The 19,933-nt window shown below is 70.6% G+C and carries 14 protein-coding genes and 1 pseudogene; 13 read left to right on the forward strand and 2 right to left on the reverse strand.

The annotated features are described in order from the left end of the window. The first annotated feature begins 15 nt into the window (after positions 1 to 15). Entirely contained in the window at positions 16 to 1,263 is a 1,248-nt protein-coding gene (locus FZ046_RS18860; protein WP_149484293.1) for an HNH endonuclease signature motif containing protein, read from the forward strand. A gap of 7 nt (positions 1,264 to 1,270) precedes the next feature. Here FZ046_RS18860 and FZ046_RS18865 read toward each other — a convergent pair whose 3' ends face one another. Next, complete coding sequence (locus FZ046_RS18865) at positions 1,271 to 2,074, reverse strand: ABC transporter ATP-binding protein (protein ID WP_070355936.1); 804 nt, start codon at positions 2,072 to 2,074, stop codon at positions 1,271 to 1,273. Continuing rightward, positions 2,071 to 2,544 carry a peroxiredoxin gene (locus FZ046_RS18870; RefSeq protein WP_070355935.1) on the reverse strand — a complete coding sequence of 158 codons (474 nt, stop codon included), beginning with the start codon at positions 2,542 to 2,544 and terminating at the stop codon, positions 2,071 to 2,073. The genes FZ046_RS18865 and FZ046_RS18870 overlap by 4 nt, the downstream gene beginning before the upstream one ends. Before the next feature lie 33 nt (positions 2,545 to 2,577). On the opposite strand from FZ046_RS18870, the gene FZ046_RS18875 reads away from it, so the two are divergent. From FZ046_RS18875 to FZ046_RS18930, 12 genes and pseudogenes are all read left to right on the forward strand, one after another. Further along, positions 2,578 to 4,140, forward strand: a complete 1,563-nt coding sequence (locus FZ046_RS18875) for an anthranilate synthase component I (protein ID WP_407664482.1) — start codon at positions 2,578 to 2,580, stop codon at positions 4,138 to 4,140. Continuing rightward, positions 4,137 to 4,742: a TIGR02234 family membrane protein gene (locus tag FZ046_RS18880; protein WP_070355934.1), complete on the forward strand. Its 606-nt coding sequence runs from the start codon at positions 4,137 to 4,139 to the stop codon at positions 4,740 to 4,742. Before FZ046_RS18875 ends, FZ046_RS18880 begins: the two co-directional genes overlap by 4 nt. A gap of 92 nt (positions 4,743 to 4,834) precedes the next feature. Next, the gene (gene trpC, locus FZ046_RS18885; protein WP_070355933.1) at positions 4,835 to 5,653 is read left to right on the forward strand and encodes an indole-3-glycerol phosphate synthase TrpC; all 819 of its coding nucleotides are present in this window, start codon (positions 4,835 to 4,837) and stop codon (positions 5,651 to 5,653) included. Between the two features lie 38 nt (positions 5,654 to 5,691). Then, a complete protein-coding gene (trpB, locus tag FZ046_RS18890) occupies positions 5,692 to 6,957 on the forward strand; it encodes a tryptophan synthase subunit beta (RefSeq protein WP_070355932.1) in 1,266 nt (421 codons plus the stop codon). Beyond that, positions 6,954 to 7,745: a tryptophan synthase subunit alpha gene (gene trpA, locus FZ046_RS18895; protein ID WP_070355931.1), complete on the forward strand. Its 792-nt coding sequence runs from the start codon at positions 6,954 to 6,956 to the stop codon at positions 7,743 to 7,745. Before trpB ends, trpA begins: the two co-directional genes overlap by 4 nt. Then, positions 7,742 to 9,307 (forward strand): annotated as a pseudogene (gene lgt / locus FZ046_RS28355) (prolipoprotein diacylglyceryl transferase); the annotation flags it as partial. The gene trpA and the pseudogene lgt, both read left to right, overlap by 4 nt. 1,253 nt (positions 9,308 to 10,560) lie before the next feature. Then, the gene (locus FZ046_RS18905; RefSeq protein ID WP_070355938.1) at positions 10,561 to 10,980 is read left to right on the forward strand and encodes an NINE protein; all 420 of its coding nucleotides are present in this window, start codon (positions 10,561 to 10,563) and stop codon (positions 10,978 to 10,980) included. Further along, complete coding sequence (locus FZ046_RS18910; RefSeq protein ID WP_070355929.1) at positions 10,970 to 11,380, forward strand: DUF2752 domain-containing protein; 411 nt, start codon at positions 10,970 to 10,972, stop codon at positions 11,378 to 11,380. Before FZ046_RS18905 ends, FZ046_RS18910 begins: the two co-directional genes overlap by 11 nt. A gap of 82 nt (positions 11,381 to 11,462) precedes the next feature. Then, a complete protein-coding gene (gene gltB / locus FZ046_RS18915) occupies positions 11,463 to 16,043 on the forward strand; it encodes a glutamate synthase large subunit (RefSeq protein WP_070355928.1) in 4,581 nt (1,526 codons plus the stop codon). Further along, a complete protein-coding gene (locus FZ046_RS18920; RefSeq protein ID WP_070355927.1) occupies positions 16,036 to 17,544 on the forward strand; it encodes a glutamate synthase subunit beta in 1,509 nt (502 codons plus the stop codon). Before gltB ends, FZ046_RS18920 begins: the two co-directional genes overlap by 8 nt. A 73-nt stretch (positions 17,545 to 17,617) precedes the next feature. After that, the gene (gene pyk, locus FZ046_RS18925; RefSeq protein WP_070355926.1) at positions 17,618 to 19,039 is read left to right on the forward strand and encodes a pyruvate kinase; all 1,422 of its coding nucleotides are present in this window, start codon (positions 17,618 to 17,620) and stop codon (positions 19,037 to 19,039) included. Between the two features lie 19 nt (positions 19,040 to 19,058). Continuing rightward, on the forward strand, positions 19,059 to 19,931 hold the full coding sequence (locus FZ046_RS18930; RefSeq protein ID WP_070355925.1) for an acyl-CoA thioesterase II: 873 nt from the start codon (positions 19,059 to 19,061) through the stop codon (positions 19,929 to 19,931). Positions 19,932 to 19,933: the final 2 nt, after the last annotated feature.

The raw sequence follows: 19,933 nt of genomic DNA on the forward strand, positions 1-19,933 counted from the left end.
CGGCAGAATGGGGCCATGTCCACCGCCACCTCGACTTCGGTGTCTCCGGGTGAGCGGTTGGAGGCGTTGTTCGATCGGTTGGCGGAGCTGACGGGGCAACGCAATGTGATCGATGGCGCGATCGTGGACGTCGTCGCCGAGATCGACCGCGAGGGCCTGTGTGGCATGACCGGCGCGAGGTCGGTGCCGGCGTTGGTGGCGTGGAAGACCGGGGTGTCCCCGCGCAACGCCGAGACGGTGGTGGCCGTCGCCCGCCGTAGTGCCGAGTTCCCGCGCTGCACTGCGGGTTTGCGCGACGGGCGGGTGTCGCTGGATCAGGTGGGGGTGATCGCCGAGCAGGCCGCCGACGGGTCCGATGAGCACTACGCCCCGCTGGTCGAGGTCGCCACGGTGACCCAGCTGCGGACCGCGGTGAAACTCGAACCCCGCCCGCCGCGACCGACACCGGACCCGAAGCGGTCGATCGGCAAGACCAGCGACGAGACGTCGTGCACGTGGCGGATCACGCTGCCCCACGACGAGGCCGCGGTGGTCGACGCGGCGGTGGCGTCGCACCTGGATCGACTGGTCACCGAGTGGAAGCACGACCACGCCGACGGCGCAGACGACCGGTCCGACGGGGCTGGGGGTGCGCCGCCGATGCCGAACACGGTGGACGCGTTCCTGGCGGTGGTGGCCGCGGGCTGGGACAGTGAGGTGGCGGCGCGCCCGCATGGGCAGCGCACCACGGTGGTGGTGCACGTCGACGTCGACCGGCGGGTGGGGTCGCTGCACCTGGGTCCGGTGCTCTCCGACGCCGACCGCCGACACCTGACCTGTGATGCGACGTTCGAGGCGTGGTTCGAGCGCGATGGCCGTCCGATCGGGTGTGGGCGGGAGACGCGGCAGATCAGTCGCCGGCTGCGCCGGGCGTTGGAGCATCGGGACCGCTGCTGCGTGGTTCCCGGGTGTGGGGCGACCCGGGGGCTGCATGCCCATCACGTGGTGCACTGGGAGGACGGCGGGCCGACCGATCTGGACAACCTGGTGCTGGTGTGTCCGTATCATCACCGGGCGCATCACCGCGGGCTGATCGTCATCAGCGGGCCGGCCGAGCACCTCAGTGTCGCCGACGCCGACGGCACCGCCCTGCACGACCAAGCCCTGGCTCGAACACCCACCGAGCCGCCGCCGGACGTGCCGCCGTGTCCGGGACCGACCGGGGAACGCGCCCAATGGTGGTGGTATCAACCCTTCGAACCGCGACCGCCGAACCCGGAGTGAGTCCGCGTCAGACGAAGCGCGACGCCTTCGCGCGCGCCGTCCAGCGTCCTTCGGCGTATCCGACCGTGACGGGGTGCTCGAACGCCTCGGATACGTGACCGGTGGTGACGACCTCCCGCGCCGCGCCGCTCGCCACGGTGCGACCGTGCGCAATCAGCAGTGCGTGAGTCGTAGACGTTGGCAATTCCTCGAGGTGGTGCGTCACGAGGATGGACGCCATCTCGGGATGCGAATCATCCAGGGCGTCCAGCGTTTCCAGCAGTTGCTCACGGGCGGCCACGTCGAGGCCGGTGGTCGGCTCGTCGAGCAGGAGCAGGCGGGGGTCGGAGATCAGCGCCCGCGCAATCAACGTGCGGCCGCGTTCGCCCTGGGACAGCGTGGGCCACACGGCGTCCGCGCGCGCGACGAGACCCACGGTGGCGATGAGGTCGTCGGCCAGGGCCACCTCGGCCGCGCTCGGCGTCCAACGGGCGGCCGTATCGACCGTCGCGGTGATGCCCGTAAGCACGACCTCGCGCACCGTCAGCGGATATTGCAGTCGGTGCCGCGGGTTGACGTGGCCGATCGAGCGGCGCAGCACCGCGAGATCGGTACGCCCCAGCTGGCTCTCGAGCACGCGCACGGTGCCCGTCGTGGGGAACATTTGCGCCGCACAGAAACCGAGCAACGTGCTCTTGCCTGCACCGTTGGGGCCGAGCAGCGCCCAGTGCTCGCCGGCGTGCACCGTCAGCGAGATGCCGTCGATGATCTGCTTGCCGTCGCGGCGGAACGTGACGTCCGCCAGCTCCAGGACGGTCGGGTGTTCCGTCACGCCGACTGGCGTTGGCGGAGCACCTGCAGCGCCTTGTCGGCGTGCGCGTCCATGCTGAACTCGCTGGCGATCACCTCGAGCACCGTGCGGTCGGTGTCGATGACGAACGTCACGCGCTTGACCGGCATCAGCTTGCCGAGCAGTCCGCGCTTGACGCCGAAGCGGCTTGCGACATCACCGTCGGCGTCGCTGAGCAACGGGTAGTCGAAGCGCTGCGCGTCGGCGAACTGCGCCTGCTTGGCCACGGCGTCGGCGCTGATGCCCACCCGGGTGGCGCCCACGGCCGCGAACTCGCCGGCGAGGTCGCGGAAGTGGCAGGCCTCCCTGGTGCACCCGGGAGTCATGGCCGCCGGGTAGAAGAACAGCACCACCGGTCCGTCGGCGAGCAGACCGCTGAGCGTGCGCATCGCGCCGCTCTGATCGGGCAGCTCGAAGTCCTCGACGCGGTCACCCCGCTTGATCGTCGTCATGGCCGTTCACGCTACGCCTGGCTGACTGATCGGATCCTGCGCCCGGTCTGGGAGTATTGGGCCGTGCACCCCCTCATCGAGTCCTCGTTGGCCGTGACGACCTCGCGGGAGGATTTCCGGGCGCTGGCCGCCGAGCACCGCGTCGTCCCGGTGACGCGCAAGGTGCTGGCCGACAGCGAGACGCCGCTGTCGGCCTACCGAAAGCTGGCCGCCAACCGGCCCGGCACGTTCCTGCTCGAGTCGGCCGAGAACGGGAGGTCGTGGTCGCGCTGGTCCTTCATCGGCGCGGGTGCGCCGTCGGCGCTCACGGTCCGCGACGGCGAGGCGGTGTGGCTGGGCACCACGCCGCAGGACGCTCCCCGCGGTGGAGACCCGTTGACGGCGCTGCGGGCGACGCTCGATCTGCTGTCCACCGCGCAGGTGCCCGGGCTGCCACCGCTGAGCAGCGGCCTGGTGGGGTTCTTCGCCTACGACATGGTGCGCCGGCTGGAGCGGCTGCCCGAGCTGGCCCTCGACGACCTCGGTCTGCCCGACATGCTCCTGCTGCTGGCGACCGACGTCGCTGCCGTCGATCACCACGAGGGCACCATCACGCTGATCGCCAACGCGGTGAACTGGAACGGCACCGACGAGCGCGTCGACTGGGCCTACGACGACGCGGTCGCGCGGCTCGACGTGATGACCGCCGCGCTGGCCGAGCCGCTGGGATCCACGGTGGCGACCTTCAGCCGGCCGCGTCCGGAGCACCGCGCGCAGCGCACCGTCGAGGAGTACACGGCGATCGTCGAGAAGCTCGTCGGCGACATCGAGGCGGGCGAGGCCTTTCAGGTGGTGCCGTCGCAGCGCTTCGAGATGGACACCACGGCCGATCCGCTCGACGTGTACCGGATGCTGCGGGTGACCAACCCCAGCCCGTACATGTACCTGCTCAACGTGCCCGATGCCGAGGGCGGACTGGATTTCTCGATCGTGGGATCGAGTCCCGAGGCGCTGGTGACCGTCTCCGACGGCAAGGCCACGACGCATCCGATCGCCGGCACCCGGTGGCGCGGCGCCACCGAGGAGGAGGACGTGCTGCTCGAGAAGGAGCTGCTGTCCGACGAGAAGGAGCGCGCCGAGCACCTGATGCTGGTGGATCTGGGCCGCAACGACCTCGGTCGGGTGTGCGTGCCCGGCACGGTGCGGGTCGAGGACTACAGCCACATCGAGCGCTACAGCCACGTCATGCACCTGGTGTCGACCGTGACCGGCCGGCTCGCCGAGGACAAGACGGCGCTGGACGCGGTGACCGCGTGCTTTCCGGCGGGCACGCTGTCGGGGGCGCCGAAGGTGCGCGCCATGGAACTGATCGAGGAGGTCGAGAAGACTCGCCGCGGCCTGTACGGCGGCGTGCTCGGCTACCTCGACTTCGCCGGCAACGCCGACTTCGCCATCGCCATCCGCACCGCGTTGATGCGCGCCGGCACCGCCTACGTGCAAGCCGGCGGCGGCGTCGTCGCGGACTCGAACGGGCCCTATGAGTACAACGAGGCGGCCAACAAGGCCCGCGCGGTCCTGAATGCGATCGCGGCCGCCGAGACGCTGGCCGAGCCGTGACCCGGGTTGCGCAGCTGCTGCTGGTCGTCGCGGGCCTCGGGCTGTGGGTGGCGTCGCGCCTGCCGTGGGTCGACGTGTCGTCCTCCGACGGGCTCGGGCAGCCGAAGACGACGACGCTCACCGGCGCGAGCTGGTCGACGGCACTGATCCCGCTGGCTCTGCTGGTGCTCGCGGCGGCGGTGGCCGTGCTCGCGGTGCGGGGGTGGCCGTTGCGTCTGCTCGCCGTGCTGGTCGCCGCGTCGAGCGCCGGCATGGGGTATCTCGGGATCGCTCACTGGGTGGTGCCCGACGTCGCCCCGCGCGCGGCCGACCTGGCGCAGGTGCCGATCGTTGCGCTGGTGGGCTCGCAGCGCCACCACTGGGGTGCGGCGCTGACCCTGGCCGCGGCGGTGTGCACGCTGTTCGCCGCGGTCCTGCTGCTGCGTACAGCCCGCCGCGGCGCTGCGCCGACCTCGAAGTACGCCGCCCCGGCCGCGCGTCGTGAGGCCGCGGTCGAGCAGGTCGACGGCAGCGCGGACGGCGACGGGATGAGCGAACGGATGATCTGGGACGCCCTCGACGAAGGGCGCGACCCGACCACCGGTCCGAGCGAGGGTCGGTGACGACCGATGGCGGGCTGGCGGTTAGTCTTTCTCCTGAGGGAACCGGCGGCGCCGCGGCGCTGGCCACCACTGGGGAAGGACATCGACGGCTCATGAGTTCGGCCACCGTGCTCGACTCCATCATCGAGGGAGTCCGTGCCGACGTCGCCGTCCGCGAGGCCGCGCTCAGCCTGGCCGACGTCAAGGCGAAGGCCCGTGAGGTGGCGCCTCCGCGCGACGTCCTGGCCGCTCTGCAGGAGCCCGGCATCGGCGTGATCGCCGAGGTCAAGCGGGCGAGTCCGTCGCGCGGCGAACTCGCCGCGATCGCCGACCCCGCCGAACTCGCGCGGGCCTACCAGGACGGCGGAGCCCGGGTCATCAGCGTGCTGACCGAGCAGCGTCGGTTCAACGGGTCGCTCGACGACCTCGATGCCGTCCGCGCGACCGTGTCCATCCCGGTGCTGCGCAAGGACTTCATCATCGGGCCGTACCAGATCCACGAGGCGCGGGCGCACGGCGCGGACATGATCCTGCTGATCGTGGCCGCGCTGGAGCAGCAGGCCCTGGTGTCGATGATCGACCGCACCGAGTCGCTCGGGATGACGGCGCTCGTCGAGGTGCACACCGAGGAGGAGGCCGACCGCGCGTTGCAGGCCGGTGCCCGCGTCATCGGCGTCAACGCTCGCAACCTCAAGACCCTCGAAGTCGACCGGGACTGCTTCGCGCGCATTGCGCCGGGGCTGCCCTCCAACGTCATCCGGGTGGCCGAGTCGGGCGTGCGCGGCACCGCCGACCTGCTCGCCTACGCCGGGGCCGGCGCCGACGCCGTCCTGGTGGGCGAGGGGCTGGTCACCAGCGGCGATCCTCGAAGTGCCGTCGCGGATCTCGTCACTGCGGGTACGCACCCGTCCTGCCCCAAACCCTCTCGCTGACCGCGGCGAAGAGCCGGTTCGCGCGAAGAGAAGAGTCGATGGCTGACATCAACGGTCCGGAACTGCCGCGTTCGAGCGCGGCCGTCGCAGAGCCCACCGTGCACGACCCCGACGCCCGGGGACACTTCGGCGCCTACGGCGGGCGGCTGGTCCCCGAGGCGTTGATGGCGGTGATCGAAGAGGTCACCGCCGCGTACGAGAAGGCGCGCACCGACCAGACGTTCCTCGACGAGCTGGACCGCCTGCAGCGCCACTACACCGGACGGCCCTCGCCGCTGTACGAGGCGACGCGGCTGTCCGAGCATGCCGGCGGCGCGCGGCTCTTCCTGAAGCGAGAAGACCTCAACCACACGGGTTCTCACAAGATCAACAACGTGCTCGGCCAGGCGCTGCTGGCGCGCCAGATGGGCAAGACGCGCGTGATCGCCGAGACCGGCGCGGGGCAGCACGGCGTCGCCACCGCGACGGCGTGTGCGCTGCTGGGTCTCGAGTGCGTCGTCTACATGGGTGCGGTCGACACCGCGCGCCAGGCGCTGAACGTCGCGCGCATGCGCCTGCTCGGTGCGCGGGTGGTGTCGGTCGAGTCCGGCTCGAAGACGTTGAAGGACGCCATCAACGAGGCGTTCCGCGACTGGGTCACCAACGCCGACGCGACGTACTACTGCTTCGGCACGGCCGCCGGGCCGCACCCGTTCCCGACGATGGTGCGCGACTTCCAGCGGGTCATCGGCATGGAGGCCCGCGCGCAGATTCAGGACCAGGCCGGAAGGCTTCCCGACGCGGTGACCGCGTGCATCGGCGGCGGGTCCAACGCGATCGGCATCTTCCACGCGTTCATCGACGATCCGAGCGTCCGGCTGGTCGGCTACGAGGCCGCGGGTGACGGGGTCGAGACGGGCAGGCACGCCGCCACGTTCACCGGCGGCACTCCTGGCGCGTTCCAGGGGTCGTTCTCCTACCTGCTGCAGGACGAGGACGGTCAGACGATCGAATCGCATTCCATCTCTGCGGGTCTCGACTACCCGGGCGTCGGTCCGGAGCATGCGTACCTCAAGGACATGGGTCGGGCGCAGTACCTGCCGATCACCGACGCCGAGGCCATGGACGCGCTGTCGCTGCTGTCCCGCAAGGAGGGCATCATCCCCGCGATCGAGTCGGCGCACGCCATCGCCGGTGCGCTCAAGCTCGGTGCGGAACTCGGCCCCGGTTCGATCATCGTGGTGAACCTCTCCGGCCGCGGGGACAAGGACGTCGAGACGGCGGCCCGGTGGTTCGATCTGCTGCAGGAGGGGGCGTCGTCGTGAGTGCCGGCCTGTCCGAATTGTTCGGGACGTGCCGCGCGGAGGGACGCTCGGCGCTGATCGGTTACCTGCCGACCGGTTACCCGGACGTGTCGACGTCGATCGACGCCATGGTCGCCATGACCGAATCTGGTTGCGACATCATCGAAGTCGGCGTCGCCTACTCCGATCCGGGGATGGATGGACCGACGATCGCCGCGGCCACCGAGACCGCACTGCGCGGTGGCGTGCGGGTGCGCGACGCGCTGCGGGCGGTCGAGGCGATCACCGCCGCCGGCGGCCGCGCCGTCGTGATGACGTACTGGAACCCCGTCCTCAAGTGGGGCGTGGAGGCATTCGCCCGCGACCTCGCCTCGGCGGGTGGGCTCGGGCTCATCACGCCGGACCTGATCCCCGAGGAGGCCGACGAGTGGATGGCGGTGTCCGATGATCTGGGGCTCGACCGCATCTTCCTCGTCGCGCCGTCGTCGACGCCGGAGCGGCTGGCCGCCACGGTGACGGCGTCGCGCGGCTTCGTCTACGCGGCGTCGACGATGGGTGTGACCGGCGCGCGCGACGTGGTGTCGAACATGGCACCGGAACTCGTCTCGCGGGTCAAGGCGGTGTCCGACATCCCGGTGGGGGTGGGACTCGGTGTGCGTTCACGGGCGCAGGCCGCCGAGATCGGTGCCTATGCCGACGGCGTGATCGTCGGCTCGGCGTTGGTGTCGGCGCTCGCCGACGGCCTTCCGGCCGTCCGCGCGCTGACTGAGGAATTGGCCGACGGGGTACGACAGAGGATTTCGGCGTGACGACGACGGTACTGGCGTACCTTCCCAGCCCGGCGCAGGGCGTCTGGCATCTCGGTCCCATCCCGATCCGCGCGTATGCGTTGTGCATCCTCGTGGGGATCGTGGTGGCGTTGATCATCGGCGACCGCCGGTGGTCGGCGCGCGGCGGCGAGCCGGGCGTCATCTACGACATCGCGCTGTGGGCCGTGCCGTTCGGGCTGATCGGTGGCCGGCTCTATCACGTGATCACCGACTGGACGACCTACTTCGGCCCCGACGGCAAGGGTTTCGGCGCGGCACTGCGGATCTGGGACGGCGGTCTCGGCATCTGGGGCGCGGTGGCGCTCGGCGGCGTGGGGGCATGGATTGCCTGTCGACGACGGGGAATCCCGTTGCCCGCGTTCGGTGACGCGATCGCGCCGGGCATCGTGCTGGCGCAGGCCATCGGTCGCCTGGGCAATTACTTCAACCAAGAGCTTTACGGCCGGCCGACGACGCTGCCCTGGGGCCTGGAGATCTACGAGCGGCGCAACGCCGCGGGGATTCCGGACTCGCTGAACGGCGTCTCGACCGGCCAGCTGGTCGAGGTCGTGCACCCGACGTTCCTCTACGAACTGCTGTGGAACCTGCTGGTGTTCGCGGCGCTGCTGCTCCTGGACCGCCGCTTCAGGTTCGGGCACGGCCGGTTGTTCGCGCTGTACGTCGCGGGGTATTGCGTGGGCCGGTTCTGGATCGAGCTGATGCGCAGCGACTACGCGACGACGATTGCCGACACCGGCATTCGCGTGAACACCTTCACGTCGACGTTCGTGTTCATCGGTGCCGTGGTGTACGTGATGGTGGCCAAGAAGGGTCGGGAGGCTCCGGAGACGCTGCGTGGCCACGACGCCGGCGAAGGCGCCGTCGAGTCGGCGACCGAGCACGTCGGTGCCGAGGCGACGGCCGCAGCCGCGACCACTGGCCTGGTGGCCGCGGCGGTGGTTGCCGGCGACGAGGACCGCGCAGCCGGGGAGTCGCCGTCCGCCACGAGCGATTCAGAGGACGTCGAAACGGCTGAAGAGCCCGAGACGGCAGGGGAGTCGGAGGCGGCTGCCGAGGCCGACGAACTCGTCGAGCAGGTCCGGACCGCGCCGAGCGAGGACATCGCCGAGGCCGAGGACTTCGCCGAGACCATCGCCGACGTCGAGGCCGAGGAGCACGACGAGCCCGCCGCCGAGGCCGAGGAGTTGGCCGAGCAGGTGGCGACCGCGTCGAGCGAAGACATCGCCGTCGCCACGGAATTCGCCGACGAGATGGCCGCCGCCGAGGCGTCGACGCCCGATGCGGGCCTCGGCGCCGTCGAGGGCGAGGACGCCGAGGCCGCCGAGCAAGGTGCGCCGGAAGCGCACCTGGTCGCGGCCGAAGGTGCTGCCGAGGCCGAGGCCATCGCCGAGGCGGTGGCCGACGAGACCACCGAGGAGGCAGACGACACCGCCGAGGAGGCAGACGACACCGCCGAGGAGGCAGACGACACCGACACGTCCTCTCCGGAGGAGGGTCTGGGTTCGGTCGAGGGCGAGGAGGTCGTGGCGGCCCAAGCCGATGCAGCCGCGGTGCACGAGGCCGCGAGCGCCGGTGCGGTGAATGCCGAGCAGGCCGCCGAGCCGGCATCCGATGTCGACGAGACCGACACGTCGTCTCCCGAGGAGGGGTTGGGTTCGGTCGAGGGGGAAGAGGTCGTGGCGGCCCAGGCTGACGCGGCGGCGGTGCACGAGGCTGCGAACGCTGGTGCGGCCGATGCGGAGAACGCGGCCGACGACGTCTCCGACGGCACCGACACGGACACCGACACGTCGTCCCCGGAGGAGGGGTTGGGTTCGGTCGAGGGCGAAGAGGTCGTCGCGGCGGAGGCTGATGCGGCGGCGGTGCACGAGGCCGCGAGCGCCGGTGCGGTGAATGCCGAGCAGGCCGCCGAGCCGGCATCTGATGTCGGCGACACCGATACGTCGTCCCCGGAGGAGGGGTTGGGTTCGGTCGAGGGGGAAGAGGTCGTGGCGGCGGAGGCTGATGCGGCCGAGGTGCACAAGGCTGCGAGCGCCGGTGCTGCCGATGCGGAGCAGGCCGCCGAGCCGGCATCCGATGTCGACGACACCGACACGTCGTCTCCCGAAGAAGGCTTGGGTTCGGTCGAGGGGGAAGAGGTCGTGGCGGCGGAGGCTGATGCGGCCGAGGTGCACGAGGCTGCGAGCGCCGGTGCTGCCGATGCGGAGAAGGCCGCCGACGACGTCTCCGACGAACCCACCGACACGGACACCGACAGCGACACGTCGTCCCCCGAGGAGGGCCTCGGCTCGGTTGAGGGCGAGGAGGTCGTCGCGGCGGAGGCCGACGCGGCCGAGGTGCACGAGGCTGCGAACGCCGGTGCGGTGAATGCCGAGCAGGCCGCCGAGCCGACATCCGACGTCGATGCAACCGATACGTCGACGCCCGAGGAGGGCCTCGGCTCGGTCGAGGGCGAAGAGGTCGTCGCGGCGGAGGACGACGCGGCCGCGGTGCACGAGGCCGCGAGCGACGGTGCGGCCAACGCGGAACAGGTCGCCGACGACGTCTCCGACGAGCGCACGGACACCGACACGGACACCGATACGTCCTCCCCCGAGGAAGGGCTGGGCTCGGTCGAGGGCGACGAGGTGACCAAGGCCCGCGACGACGCCGCAACCGTGCACGACGCCGCCGTCACGGCGGAACGTCAGGCCGAGCAGCTGACGCCCGCGCGAGCGTTGCGGCGTCGCCTGCTGAACCGCCTGCGCCGCTGACACACACCGCGACGGGCCGCGCGTCTGGCATGCTGAACGCCATGAGTGAACCGCCGTTCAGTGGCCGTGAGGACTGGACCGCGCCTCCGCCTCCTCCGGAGCAGCCGGGTTACCCGCCCCCGCACGGCCAGCCCGGGTACCCGCCGCCGTCGTACCCGCCACCGCCGTCCGGTGGGTACTACGACCCGTCGGCTCCCTACGGCCGTCACCCGATGACGGGCGAGCCGTACTCCCCGAAGTCGAAGCTCGTCGCCGGGCTGCTGCAGCTGCTCGGACTGGTGGGCCTCGTCGGCGTCGGCCGCATCTACCTCGGCAACACCGGACTCGGCGTCCTGCAGTTGGTCCTCGGTCTGATCACGTGCGGCGTCGTGGCCGTCATCTGGGGCATCATCGACGCCGTCCTGATCCTGACCGACAAGGTCCGCGACCCCGAGGGCCGCCCGCTGCGCGATGGCACCTGACGCCCCACCTCGGCGCGGCCGCACCGCGGTGGCGGTCGGTACCGGCGCCGTCCTCGTCGGCGCCCTCGGCTACGTCGGGCTGGCCGACCCGCATCGCCCCGGTTTCGGGTTCCCGCCCTGCCCGTTCCACGCTCTGACCGGCTGGTATTGCCCCGGCTGCGGCGGCCTGCGAATGACCCACGACCTGTTGCACGGCGACCTCGCCGCCGCGGTGACCGACAACGTGTTCGCGCTCGTCGGTCTGCCGCTGCTGCTGACGTGGCTGGTCGTGCGGCGGCGACGCGGCCGCCCGCTATGGCCGGCACCCGCCGTCGTGGTGGTCCTGCTCGCGATCGCCGCGTGGACCGTCGTCCGCAATCTTCCCGGATTTCCGCTGGTACCAACGCTCGCCGGAGGGTAGTCCGGCTGCAGCGCTGATAGAATCGCCTTTCGGGCCGGTGCAGTCCCGGGAAGAGATTTCCGAACTGCGGAGGTACCTCACGATGCTCTTCTCTGCATTGCCGGATGCGCAGGGTCTCTACGATCCCGAGCGCGAGAAGGATTCCTGCGGCGTCGCGATGATCGCCGACATCCAGGGCCGCCGTTCGCACGGCATCGTCGCCGACGGACTGCTGGCCCTCGAACACCTCGACCACCGCGGCGCTGCCGGAGCCGAGACCAACAGCGGTGACGGCGCGGGCATCCTCATGCAGCTGCCCGTCGACCTGTTGCGGGCCGAGGTCGACTTCGACCTCCCCGCCCCGGCCGCGGACGGCAGCAACACCTTCGCCGCGGGCGTCTGCTTCCTGCCGATGGATCCGGTCGACCGCGCCGACGCCATGGCGCGGGTCGAGGCCATCGCCGCGGACGAGGGCCTCGAGGTGCTGGGCTGGCGCGCCATGCCGGTCGACCCGGACGGTGCCGACCTCGGTCAGACGGCGCTGGGCTGCATGCCCTTCATGGCGCAGTTCTTCGTCATCGCACCCGAGGTGAACGGCAGCCGCCCCGGCGGACTCGACCTCGACCGCAAGGTGTACCCGCTGCGCAAGCGCGCCGGTCACCTCCCGAGCGGTGACGAGGCGCGCACCGGCGTCTACTTCACCGGCCTGTCCAGCCGCACCATGGCCTACAAGGGCATGCTCACCACCAAGCAGCTGCCGCTGTACTTCCGCGATCTACGCGACGAGCGCTGTACGAGCGCGATCGCCATCGTGCACAGCCGCTTCTCCACCAACACGTTTCCGTCCTGGCCACTGGCGCACCCGTTCCGGATGATCGCCCACAACGGTGAGATCAACACCGTGCGCGGCAACCGCAACCGCATGCACGCCCGCGAGGCCATGCTCGCCAGCCCGCTGATCGGCGGCGACCTGGCCCGGCTGTCGCCGATCTGCACGCCCGATGCGTCGGACTCGGCGTCGTTCGACCAGGTCCTGGAGCTGCTGCACCTCGGTGGGCGCACGCTGCCCGAGGCCGTGATGATGATGATTCCGGAGGCGTGGGAGAACAACACCACGATGGATCCGGCCCGGCGGGCGTTCTGCCAGTTCCACGCCTCGATCATGGAACCGTGGGACGGTCCGGCGTGCGTCACGTTCACCGACGGCACCGTGGTGGGAGCGGTGTTGGACCGCAACGGATTGCGGCCCGGGCGGTGGTGGCGCACCATCGACGACCGCGTGATCCTCGCCAGTGAGAGCGGCGTCCTGCCGGTCCCGCCGGCGGAGGTCGTCGCCAAGGGCCGGCTGGAGCCGAACACCATGTTCCTCGTCGACACCGCGGCCGGACGCATCGTGCCCGACGACGAGATCAAGTCGGCCGTCGCCGCTGCCCACCCCTACGAGGAGTGGCTGCACGCCGGACTGCTCGACCTGCACACGCTGCCCGAGCGGGGCCGGATGCAGCCCGATCACGACTCGGTCGTGCGGCGCCAGATCGCCTTCGGCTACACCGAGGAGGACCTGCGCATCCTGCTGACCCCGATGGCCGCCTCGGGGGCGGAACCGCTGGGCTCCATGGGAACCGACACGCCCGCGGCGGTCCTGTCGCAGCGGTCGCGGCTGCTCTACGACTACTTCGTCGAGATGTTCGCTCAGGTGACCAACCCGCCGCTGGACGCCATCCGCGAGGAGATCGTCACGTCGATGTCGCGCGTCATGGGTCCCGAGCACAACCTGCTGGACCCGCAGCCCGCGTCGTGCCGCCAGATCCTGCTGGGCTGGCCGGTGCTCGACAACGACGAACTCAACAAGATCATCCACATCAACGACGACGGCGATCAGCCCGGCTTCCAGACCAAGGTGCTGCGGGCGCTGTACCATGTCGAGCGCGGCGGAGAGGGACTCGCCGAGGCGATCGAGGACCTCCGGCACCGTGCGTCCGAGGCGATCGCCAGCGGGGCGCGCACGCTGGTGCTCTCCGACCGCGACTCCGACCACACCAAGGCCCCGATCCCGTCGCTGCTGGCGGTGTCGGCGGTGCACCACCACCTGGTCCGCACCAAGGAACGCACCACCGTGGCACTCGTCGTGGAGACCGGCGACGCCCGCGAGGTGCACCACATCGCGTTGCTCATCGGCTTCGGTGCCGCGGCGGTGAACCCGTACCTCGCGTTCGAGTCCATCGAGGACCTGATCCGCGAGGGTGAACTGACCGGCGTCGAGACCCAGGCCGCCGTCCGCAACTACCTCAAGGCGCTCGGCAAGGGCGTCATGAAGGTCATGAGCAAGATGGGCATTTCGACCGTCGCCTCCTACACCGCGGCGCAGGCCTTCGAGGTGATCGGTCTGGACCGCGACGTCATCGACGAGTACTTCACCGGCACGCCCGGGCGGCTCGGCGGCGTGGGTCTGGACGTGGTGGCCGAGGAGGTCAAGCAGCGCCACCGTCGCGCCTACCCCGAAAACCCCACCGAACGGGTGCACCGGCGACTCGAGGTGGGTGGGGAGTACGCGTTCCGTCGCGAGGGCGAGCTGCACCTGTTCACTCCGGAAACGGTGTTCCTGCTGCAGCATTCGACGCGCACCGGTCGCCACGAGATCTTCGCGCAGTACACCGACGAGGTGGATCGGCTGTCCCGCGAGGGCGGCACGCTGCGCGGTCTGTTCGACTTCAAGACCGGGCTGCGCCCACCCGTGCCGCTCGAGGAGGTCGAGTCCGCCGAGTCGATCTGCACGCGGTTCAACACCGGCGCCATGAGCTACGGGTCGATCTCGGCCGAAGCGCACGAGACCATGGCGATCGCCATGAACAACCTCGGTGGTCGCTCCAACTCCGGGGAGGGCGGCGAGGACGTCGACCGGCTGTACGACCCTCGCCGCCGCAGTGCCGTCAAGCAGGTCGCGTCCGGGCGCTTCGGCGTCACCAGCGACTACCTCGTCAACGCCACGGACATCCAGATCAAGATGGCGCAGGGGGCCAAACCCGGTGAGGGTGGCCAGCTTCCGGGGTACAAGGTGTACCCGAGCATCGCCAAGACGAGGCACTCCACGCCGGGCGTGGGGCTCATCTCGCCACCGCCACACCACGACATCTACTCGATCGAGGACCTCGCCCAGCTGATCCACGACCTGAAGAACGCCAACGACCAGGCACGCGTCCACGTCAAGCTGGTGAGCTCCGTCGGCGTCGGCACGGTGGCCACCGGGGTGTCGAAGGCCCACGCGGACGTGGTGCTGATCTCCGGCTGGGACGGCGGCACCGGCGCCGCGCCGCTGACGTCGCTCAAGCACGCCGGGCTGCCGTGGGAAGTGGGACTCGCCGACGCACAGCAGACGCTGGTGCTCAACGGACTGCGCGACCGCATCACCGTGCAGGCCGACGGCGGCATGCGCACGGCACGCGACGTGATCGTGGCTGCGCTGCTGGGCGCCGAGGAATTCGGCTTCTCCACGGCGCCACTGGTGGTGTCCGGCTGCATCATGATGCGCGTCTGCCACCTCGACACCTGCCCGGTCGGCGTCGCGACGCAGAATCCGGAGTTGCGGGCCCGGTTCAACGGCAAGCCCGAGTTCCTGGAGAACTTCTTCCGGTTCATCGCCGAGGACGTCCGGCGCTACCTGGCCGAACTCGGCTTCCGCAGCATCGACGAGGCGGTGGGGCAGGCCGAGGTCCTCGACACCGCGGTCGGCGTCGCGCACTGGAAGAGCCAGGGACTCGACCTCACCCCGATCTTCGCCATGCCGACCAACGCGCACGGCGAGCGACTCACGCAGCGGCGCAAGGTCACCGATCAGTACCACGCACTGGATCAGGCTTTGGACAAGACGCTCATCGCCCTCGCCGAGGGTGCGCTCGAGGACGCCCACCCGGTGCGCCTAGACCTGCCGGTCCGCAACGTCAACCGGACGGTCGGCACCATGCTGGGCACCGAGGTCACCCGCCGCTACGGTGCGCAGGGCCTGCCCGCCGACACCATCCACGTGACGCTGCACGGCTCGGCCGGCCAGTCGATCGGCGCCTTCCTGCCTCCGGGCGTCACCCTCGACCTCGTCGGCGACGCCAACGACTACGTCGGCAAGGGACTCTCGGGCGGGCGGATCGTCGTCCGGCCACCGGAGGACGTGCTGTTCATCCCCGAGGACAACGTGATCGCGGGCAACACGCTGCTCTACGGCGCCACCTCCGGCGAGGTGTTCCTGCGCGGCCGGGTGGGGGAGCGGTTCTGCGCACGCAACTCCGGCGCCACCGCGGTCGCCGAGGGCGTCGGCGACCATGCCTGCGAGTACATGACCGGCGGGCGCGTGGTGGTGCTGGGGCCGACCGGCCGCAACATGGCGGCCGGCATGTCCGGCGGCATCGCCTACGTGCTCGGCCTGGACCCGGCGAAGGTCAACCCGGCGATGGTGGAACTGCAGCGACCCGAACCCGAGGACCTCGAGTGGCTGTGCGAGGTCGTCACCGCCCATGCGCGGTACACCGGCAGCGCCATCGCGACGTCGCTGCTGGCCGACTGGCCCAGACGCAGTGCGCTGTTCACCAAGATCATGCCCACCGACTACCAGCGCGTGCTGCGGGCGACCCGGATGGCCAAGGCCGAGGGGCGCGACGTGGACGCGGCGATCATGGAGGCGACCCGTGGCTGACCCCACCGGATTCCTGAAGGTGCCGAAGATCGAGGCGTCCAAGCGCCCCGTCGACGAACGCGTCGGCGACTGGCGCGAGGTCTACGAGACCCAGGACCCGCACGAACGCGCGGGCGAGGTCTCGCAGCAGGCGCGCCGCTGCATGGACTGCGGCATCCCGTTCTGCCATTCCGGCACGGCGGGTTGTCCGCTGGGCAACTTGATTCCGGAGTGGAACGACCTGGTGCGACGGGGTCGCTGGGACGCTGCGAGCGACCGGTTGCACGCCACCAACAACTTCCCGGAGTTCACCGGCCGGTTGTGTCCGGCACCGTGCGAGGCGGCGTGCGTGCTGTCGATCTCCGAGGAGCAGACCGGCGGGTCGGTGACCATCAAGCGGATCGAGCAGACCATCGCCGACCAGGCGTGGCTCGACGGCATCGTGGAACCGCAGCCCGCGGCGATCGCCACCGGCAAGAGCGTCGCCGTCGTCGGTTCCGGACCGGCGGGACTCGCGGCGGCGCAACAGCTCACGCGCGCCGGGCATCACGTGACGGTCTACGAGCGGGACAACCGGCCGGGCGGGCTGCTGCGCTACGGCATCCCGGAGTACAAGCTGGAGAAGCGGGTGCTCAATCAGCGGCTGGCGCAGATGCGCGCCGAGGGCACGCGGTTCGTCACCGACTGCGAGGTGGGCGTCGACCTGACCGTCGAGGCGCTGCGGGCGCAGCACGACGCCGTCGTGCTCGCCGTCGGCGCGCTGCGCGGTCGCGACAACCTGGTGGAGGGCCGCGACCTCGGCGGCGTGCACCTGGCCATGGAGTACCTGGTGCCGGCCAACCGCGAGTGCGAGGGCGACGGAACGTCGCCGATCTCGGCGCGCGACGGGCACGTCGTCATCATCGGCGGCGGCGACACCGGCGCGGACTGCCTCGGCACGGCACACCGGCAGGGCGCGACCTCGGTCACGCAGCTCGACTACAACCCCGAGCCGCCGGAGATCCGCGACGACTCGCGCACGCCGTGGCCGACCTGGCCGCTGGTGTTGCGGACGCGGCTGTCGCCGGCGCACGCCGAGGGCGGGGCGCGCCGCTACGAGGTGGCGGTGCAGCGCTTCCTGGGTGATGAGCAGGGGCACGTCCGGGCGCTGGAGGTCGCGGAGGTGAAGGTCGAGCGCGACGCCTCGGGGCGCCGCCAGATCACCCCGGTCGGGGAGAGCTTCGAGGTGCCGTGCGACCTGGCGCTGCTGGCGATCGGCTTCGAGGGCGTCGACCACATGGCGCTGCTCGACGGGCTCGGGCTGCAGCTCAACGGGCGCGGGGCGCTGCCGTGCGGCTCCGACTGGCAGACCGACGCCCCCGGGGTCTTCGTGTGCGGCGACGCCCACCGGGGCGCCTCGCTGGTCGTGTGGGCGATCGCGGAGGGCCGCAGCGCGGCGCACGCCGTCGACGCGTACCTGATGGGCGAGTCGGACCTACCGGCGCCGGTGGTGCCGGGCGCGTTGCCGCTGGCCGTGGTCTGAGAGTGCTGTGAAGCAGGTGTCCGATGCCCGCTGAATCGTCATCTGAATCGATCAACGACTATGCTCAGCAGACGTGACTAGACGCGGAAAGATCGTCTGTACCCTCGGCCCTGCGACCGGCACCGACGAGATGGTGAAGTCCCTCGTCGAGGCGGGCATGGACGTCGCCCGGCTCAACTTCAGCCACGGTGACTACTCCGACCACGAAGCCAATTACCGGCGGGTCCGCTCGGCGTCCGACGCCACCGGACGGGCCGTCGGCGTCCTCGCCGACCTGCAGGGGCCGAAGATCCGGCTCGGTCGCTTCGCCACCGGCGCCACGCTGTGGCAGGCCGGGGAGACGGTGCGCATCACCGTCGAGGACTTCATGGGAACGCACGACCGCGTCTCCACCACCTACAAGCAGCTGGCCAACGACGCGTCACCCGGGGACAAGCTGCTCATCGACGACGGCAACGTCGGCGTCGTGGTCGAGCACGTCGACGGCAACGACGTGGTCTGCACCGTCACCGAGGGCGGTCGGGTCAGCAACAACAAGGGCCTGTCACTGCCCGGCATGAACGTCTCGGTTCCGGCGCTGTCCGAGAAGGACATCGACGACCTCGAATTCGCGCTGCGCCTGGGCGTCGACCTCGTCGCGCTGTCGTTCGTCCGCTCGCCTGCCGACATCGAACTGGTGCACGAGGTGATGGACCGCGTCGGCCGCCGCGTCCCGGTCATCGCCAAGCTCGAGAAGCCCGAGGCGATCGCCAACCTCGAAGCCGTGGTCCTCGCGTTTGACGCGATCATGGTGGCGCGCGGCGACCTGGGCGTCGAACTGCCGCTCGAGGAGGTGCCGCTGGTGCAGAAGCGGGCCATCCAGATGGCGCGCGAGAACGCCAAGCCGGTGATCGTCGCGACGCAGATGCTCGAGTCGATGATCGAGCACTCCCGGCCGACCCGCGCCGAGGCGTCCGACGTCGCCAACGCCGTCCTCGACGGCGCCGACGCGGTGATGCTCTCCGGTGAGACCTCGGTCGGCAAGTATCCGCTGGAAGCGGTCCGCACCATGGCCCGCATCGTCAGCGCGGTCGAGGAGAACTCGACCGCCGCGCCGCCGCTGACGCACGTACCCCGCACCAAGCGCGGCGTCATCTCGTACGCCGCCCGCGACATCGGCGAGCGGCTCGACGCCAAGGCGCTCGTCGCGTTCACCCAGTCCGGCGACACCGTGAAGCGCCTCGCCCGGCTCCACACGCCGCTGCCGCTGCTGGCGTTCACGCCGCTGCCCGAGGTGCGCAGCCAGCTGGCACTGACCTGGGGCACCGAGACGTTCATCGTCCCGCACATGCAGACCACCGACGGCATGATCCGCCAGGTCGACGAGTCACTGCTGTCGCTCGGCCGGTACAAGCGCGGCGACCTGGTGGTCATCGTCGCGGGCGCGCCTCCGGGCACAGTAGGCTCGACCAACCTGATCCACGTGCACCGGATCGGGGAGGACGACCACGCCTGACGGCGGAACGGAGGCCCGGGTGTCGCCGGACGCGACTCGCGACTTCCACGAGCTACTGGCGGTCCTCGATCTCCGTCCCACGGGCCCGGACGCCTTCGTCGGCGCGCACCCCAGCAAGAACCCGGTGCGGACGTTCGGCGGCCAGATGATGGCGCAGGCCTTCGTCGCGGCCAGCCGGACGCTTCGGCACCCGTTGCCGCCGAACGCGCTCTCGGCGCACTTCATCGCGGGCGGCGATCCGGGACGCGACCTCGAGTTCACGGTCGTCCGGCTGCGCGACGAGCGCCGGATCGCCAATCGCCGGATCGACGTGACCCAGGACGGGCAGCTGCTGGTGTCGGCGTTCGCGTCGTTCCTCGCCGGCGGGCAGAGTCTCGAGCACGGTGTGCCCGCGCCCGAAGTGGCGGCGCCGCACGACCTTCCGACGATCGACGAGTTGCTCACCGGATTCGAGGAGACGGTGCCGCTGTTCGTGGCGGCGCTCAAGCCGATCGAATGGCGCTACACCAACGACCCGTCGTGGGTGATGCGCGGCAAGGGCGGCCGGCTCGAGCACAACCGGGTGTGGATGACGGCGCGCGGCACCATGCCCGACGATCCGGTGCTGCACGCCGCGGCGCTGGTGTACTCGTCGGACACCACCGTCCTCGACTCGATCATCACCACGCACGGACTGTCGTGGGGTTTCGACCGGATCTTCGCGGTGACGATCAACCATTCGGTGTGGTTCCACCGGCCGATCCACTTCGACGACTGGGTGCTGTATTCGACGACGTCCCCAGTGGCGGCGGACTCGCGGGGGCTCGGCACCGGACACTTCTTCGACGAGTCGGGCCGGATGCTCGCGACCGTCGTGCAGGAGGGCATCGTCAAGCACTTCCCGGCGCGCTGAGT

It is taken from the genome of Mycolicibacterium grossiae (assembly GCF_008329645.1).
Taxonomy (GTDB): Bacteria; Actinomycetota; Actinomycetes; order Mycobacteriales; family Mycobacteriaceae; genus Mycobacterium; species Mycobacterium grossiae.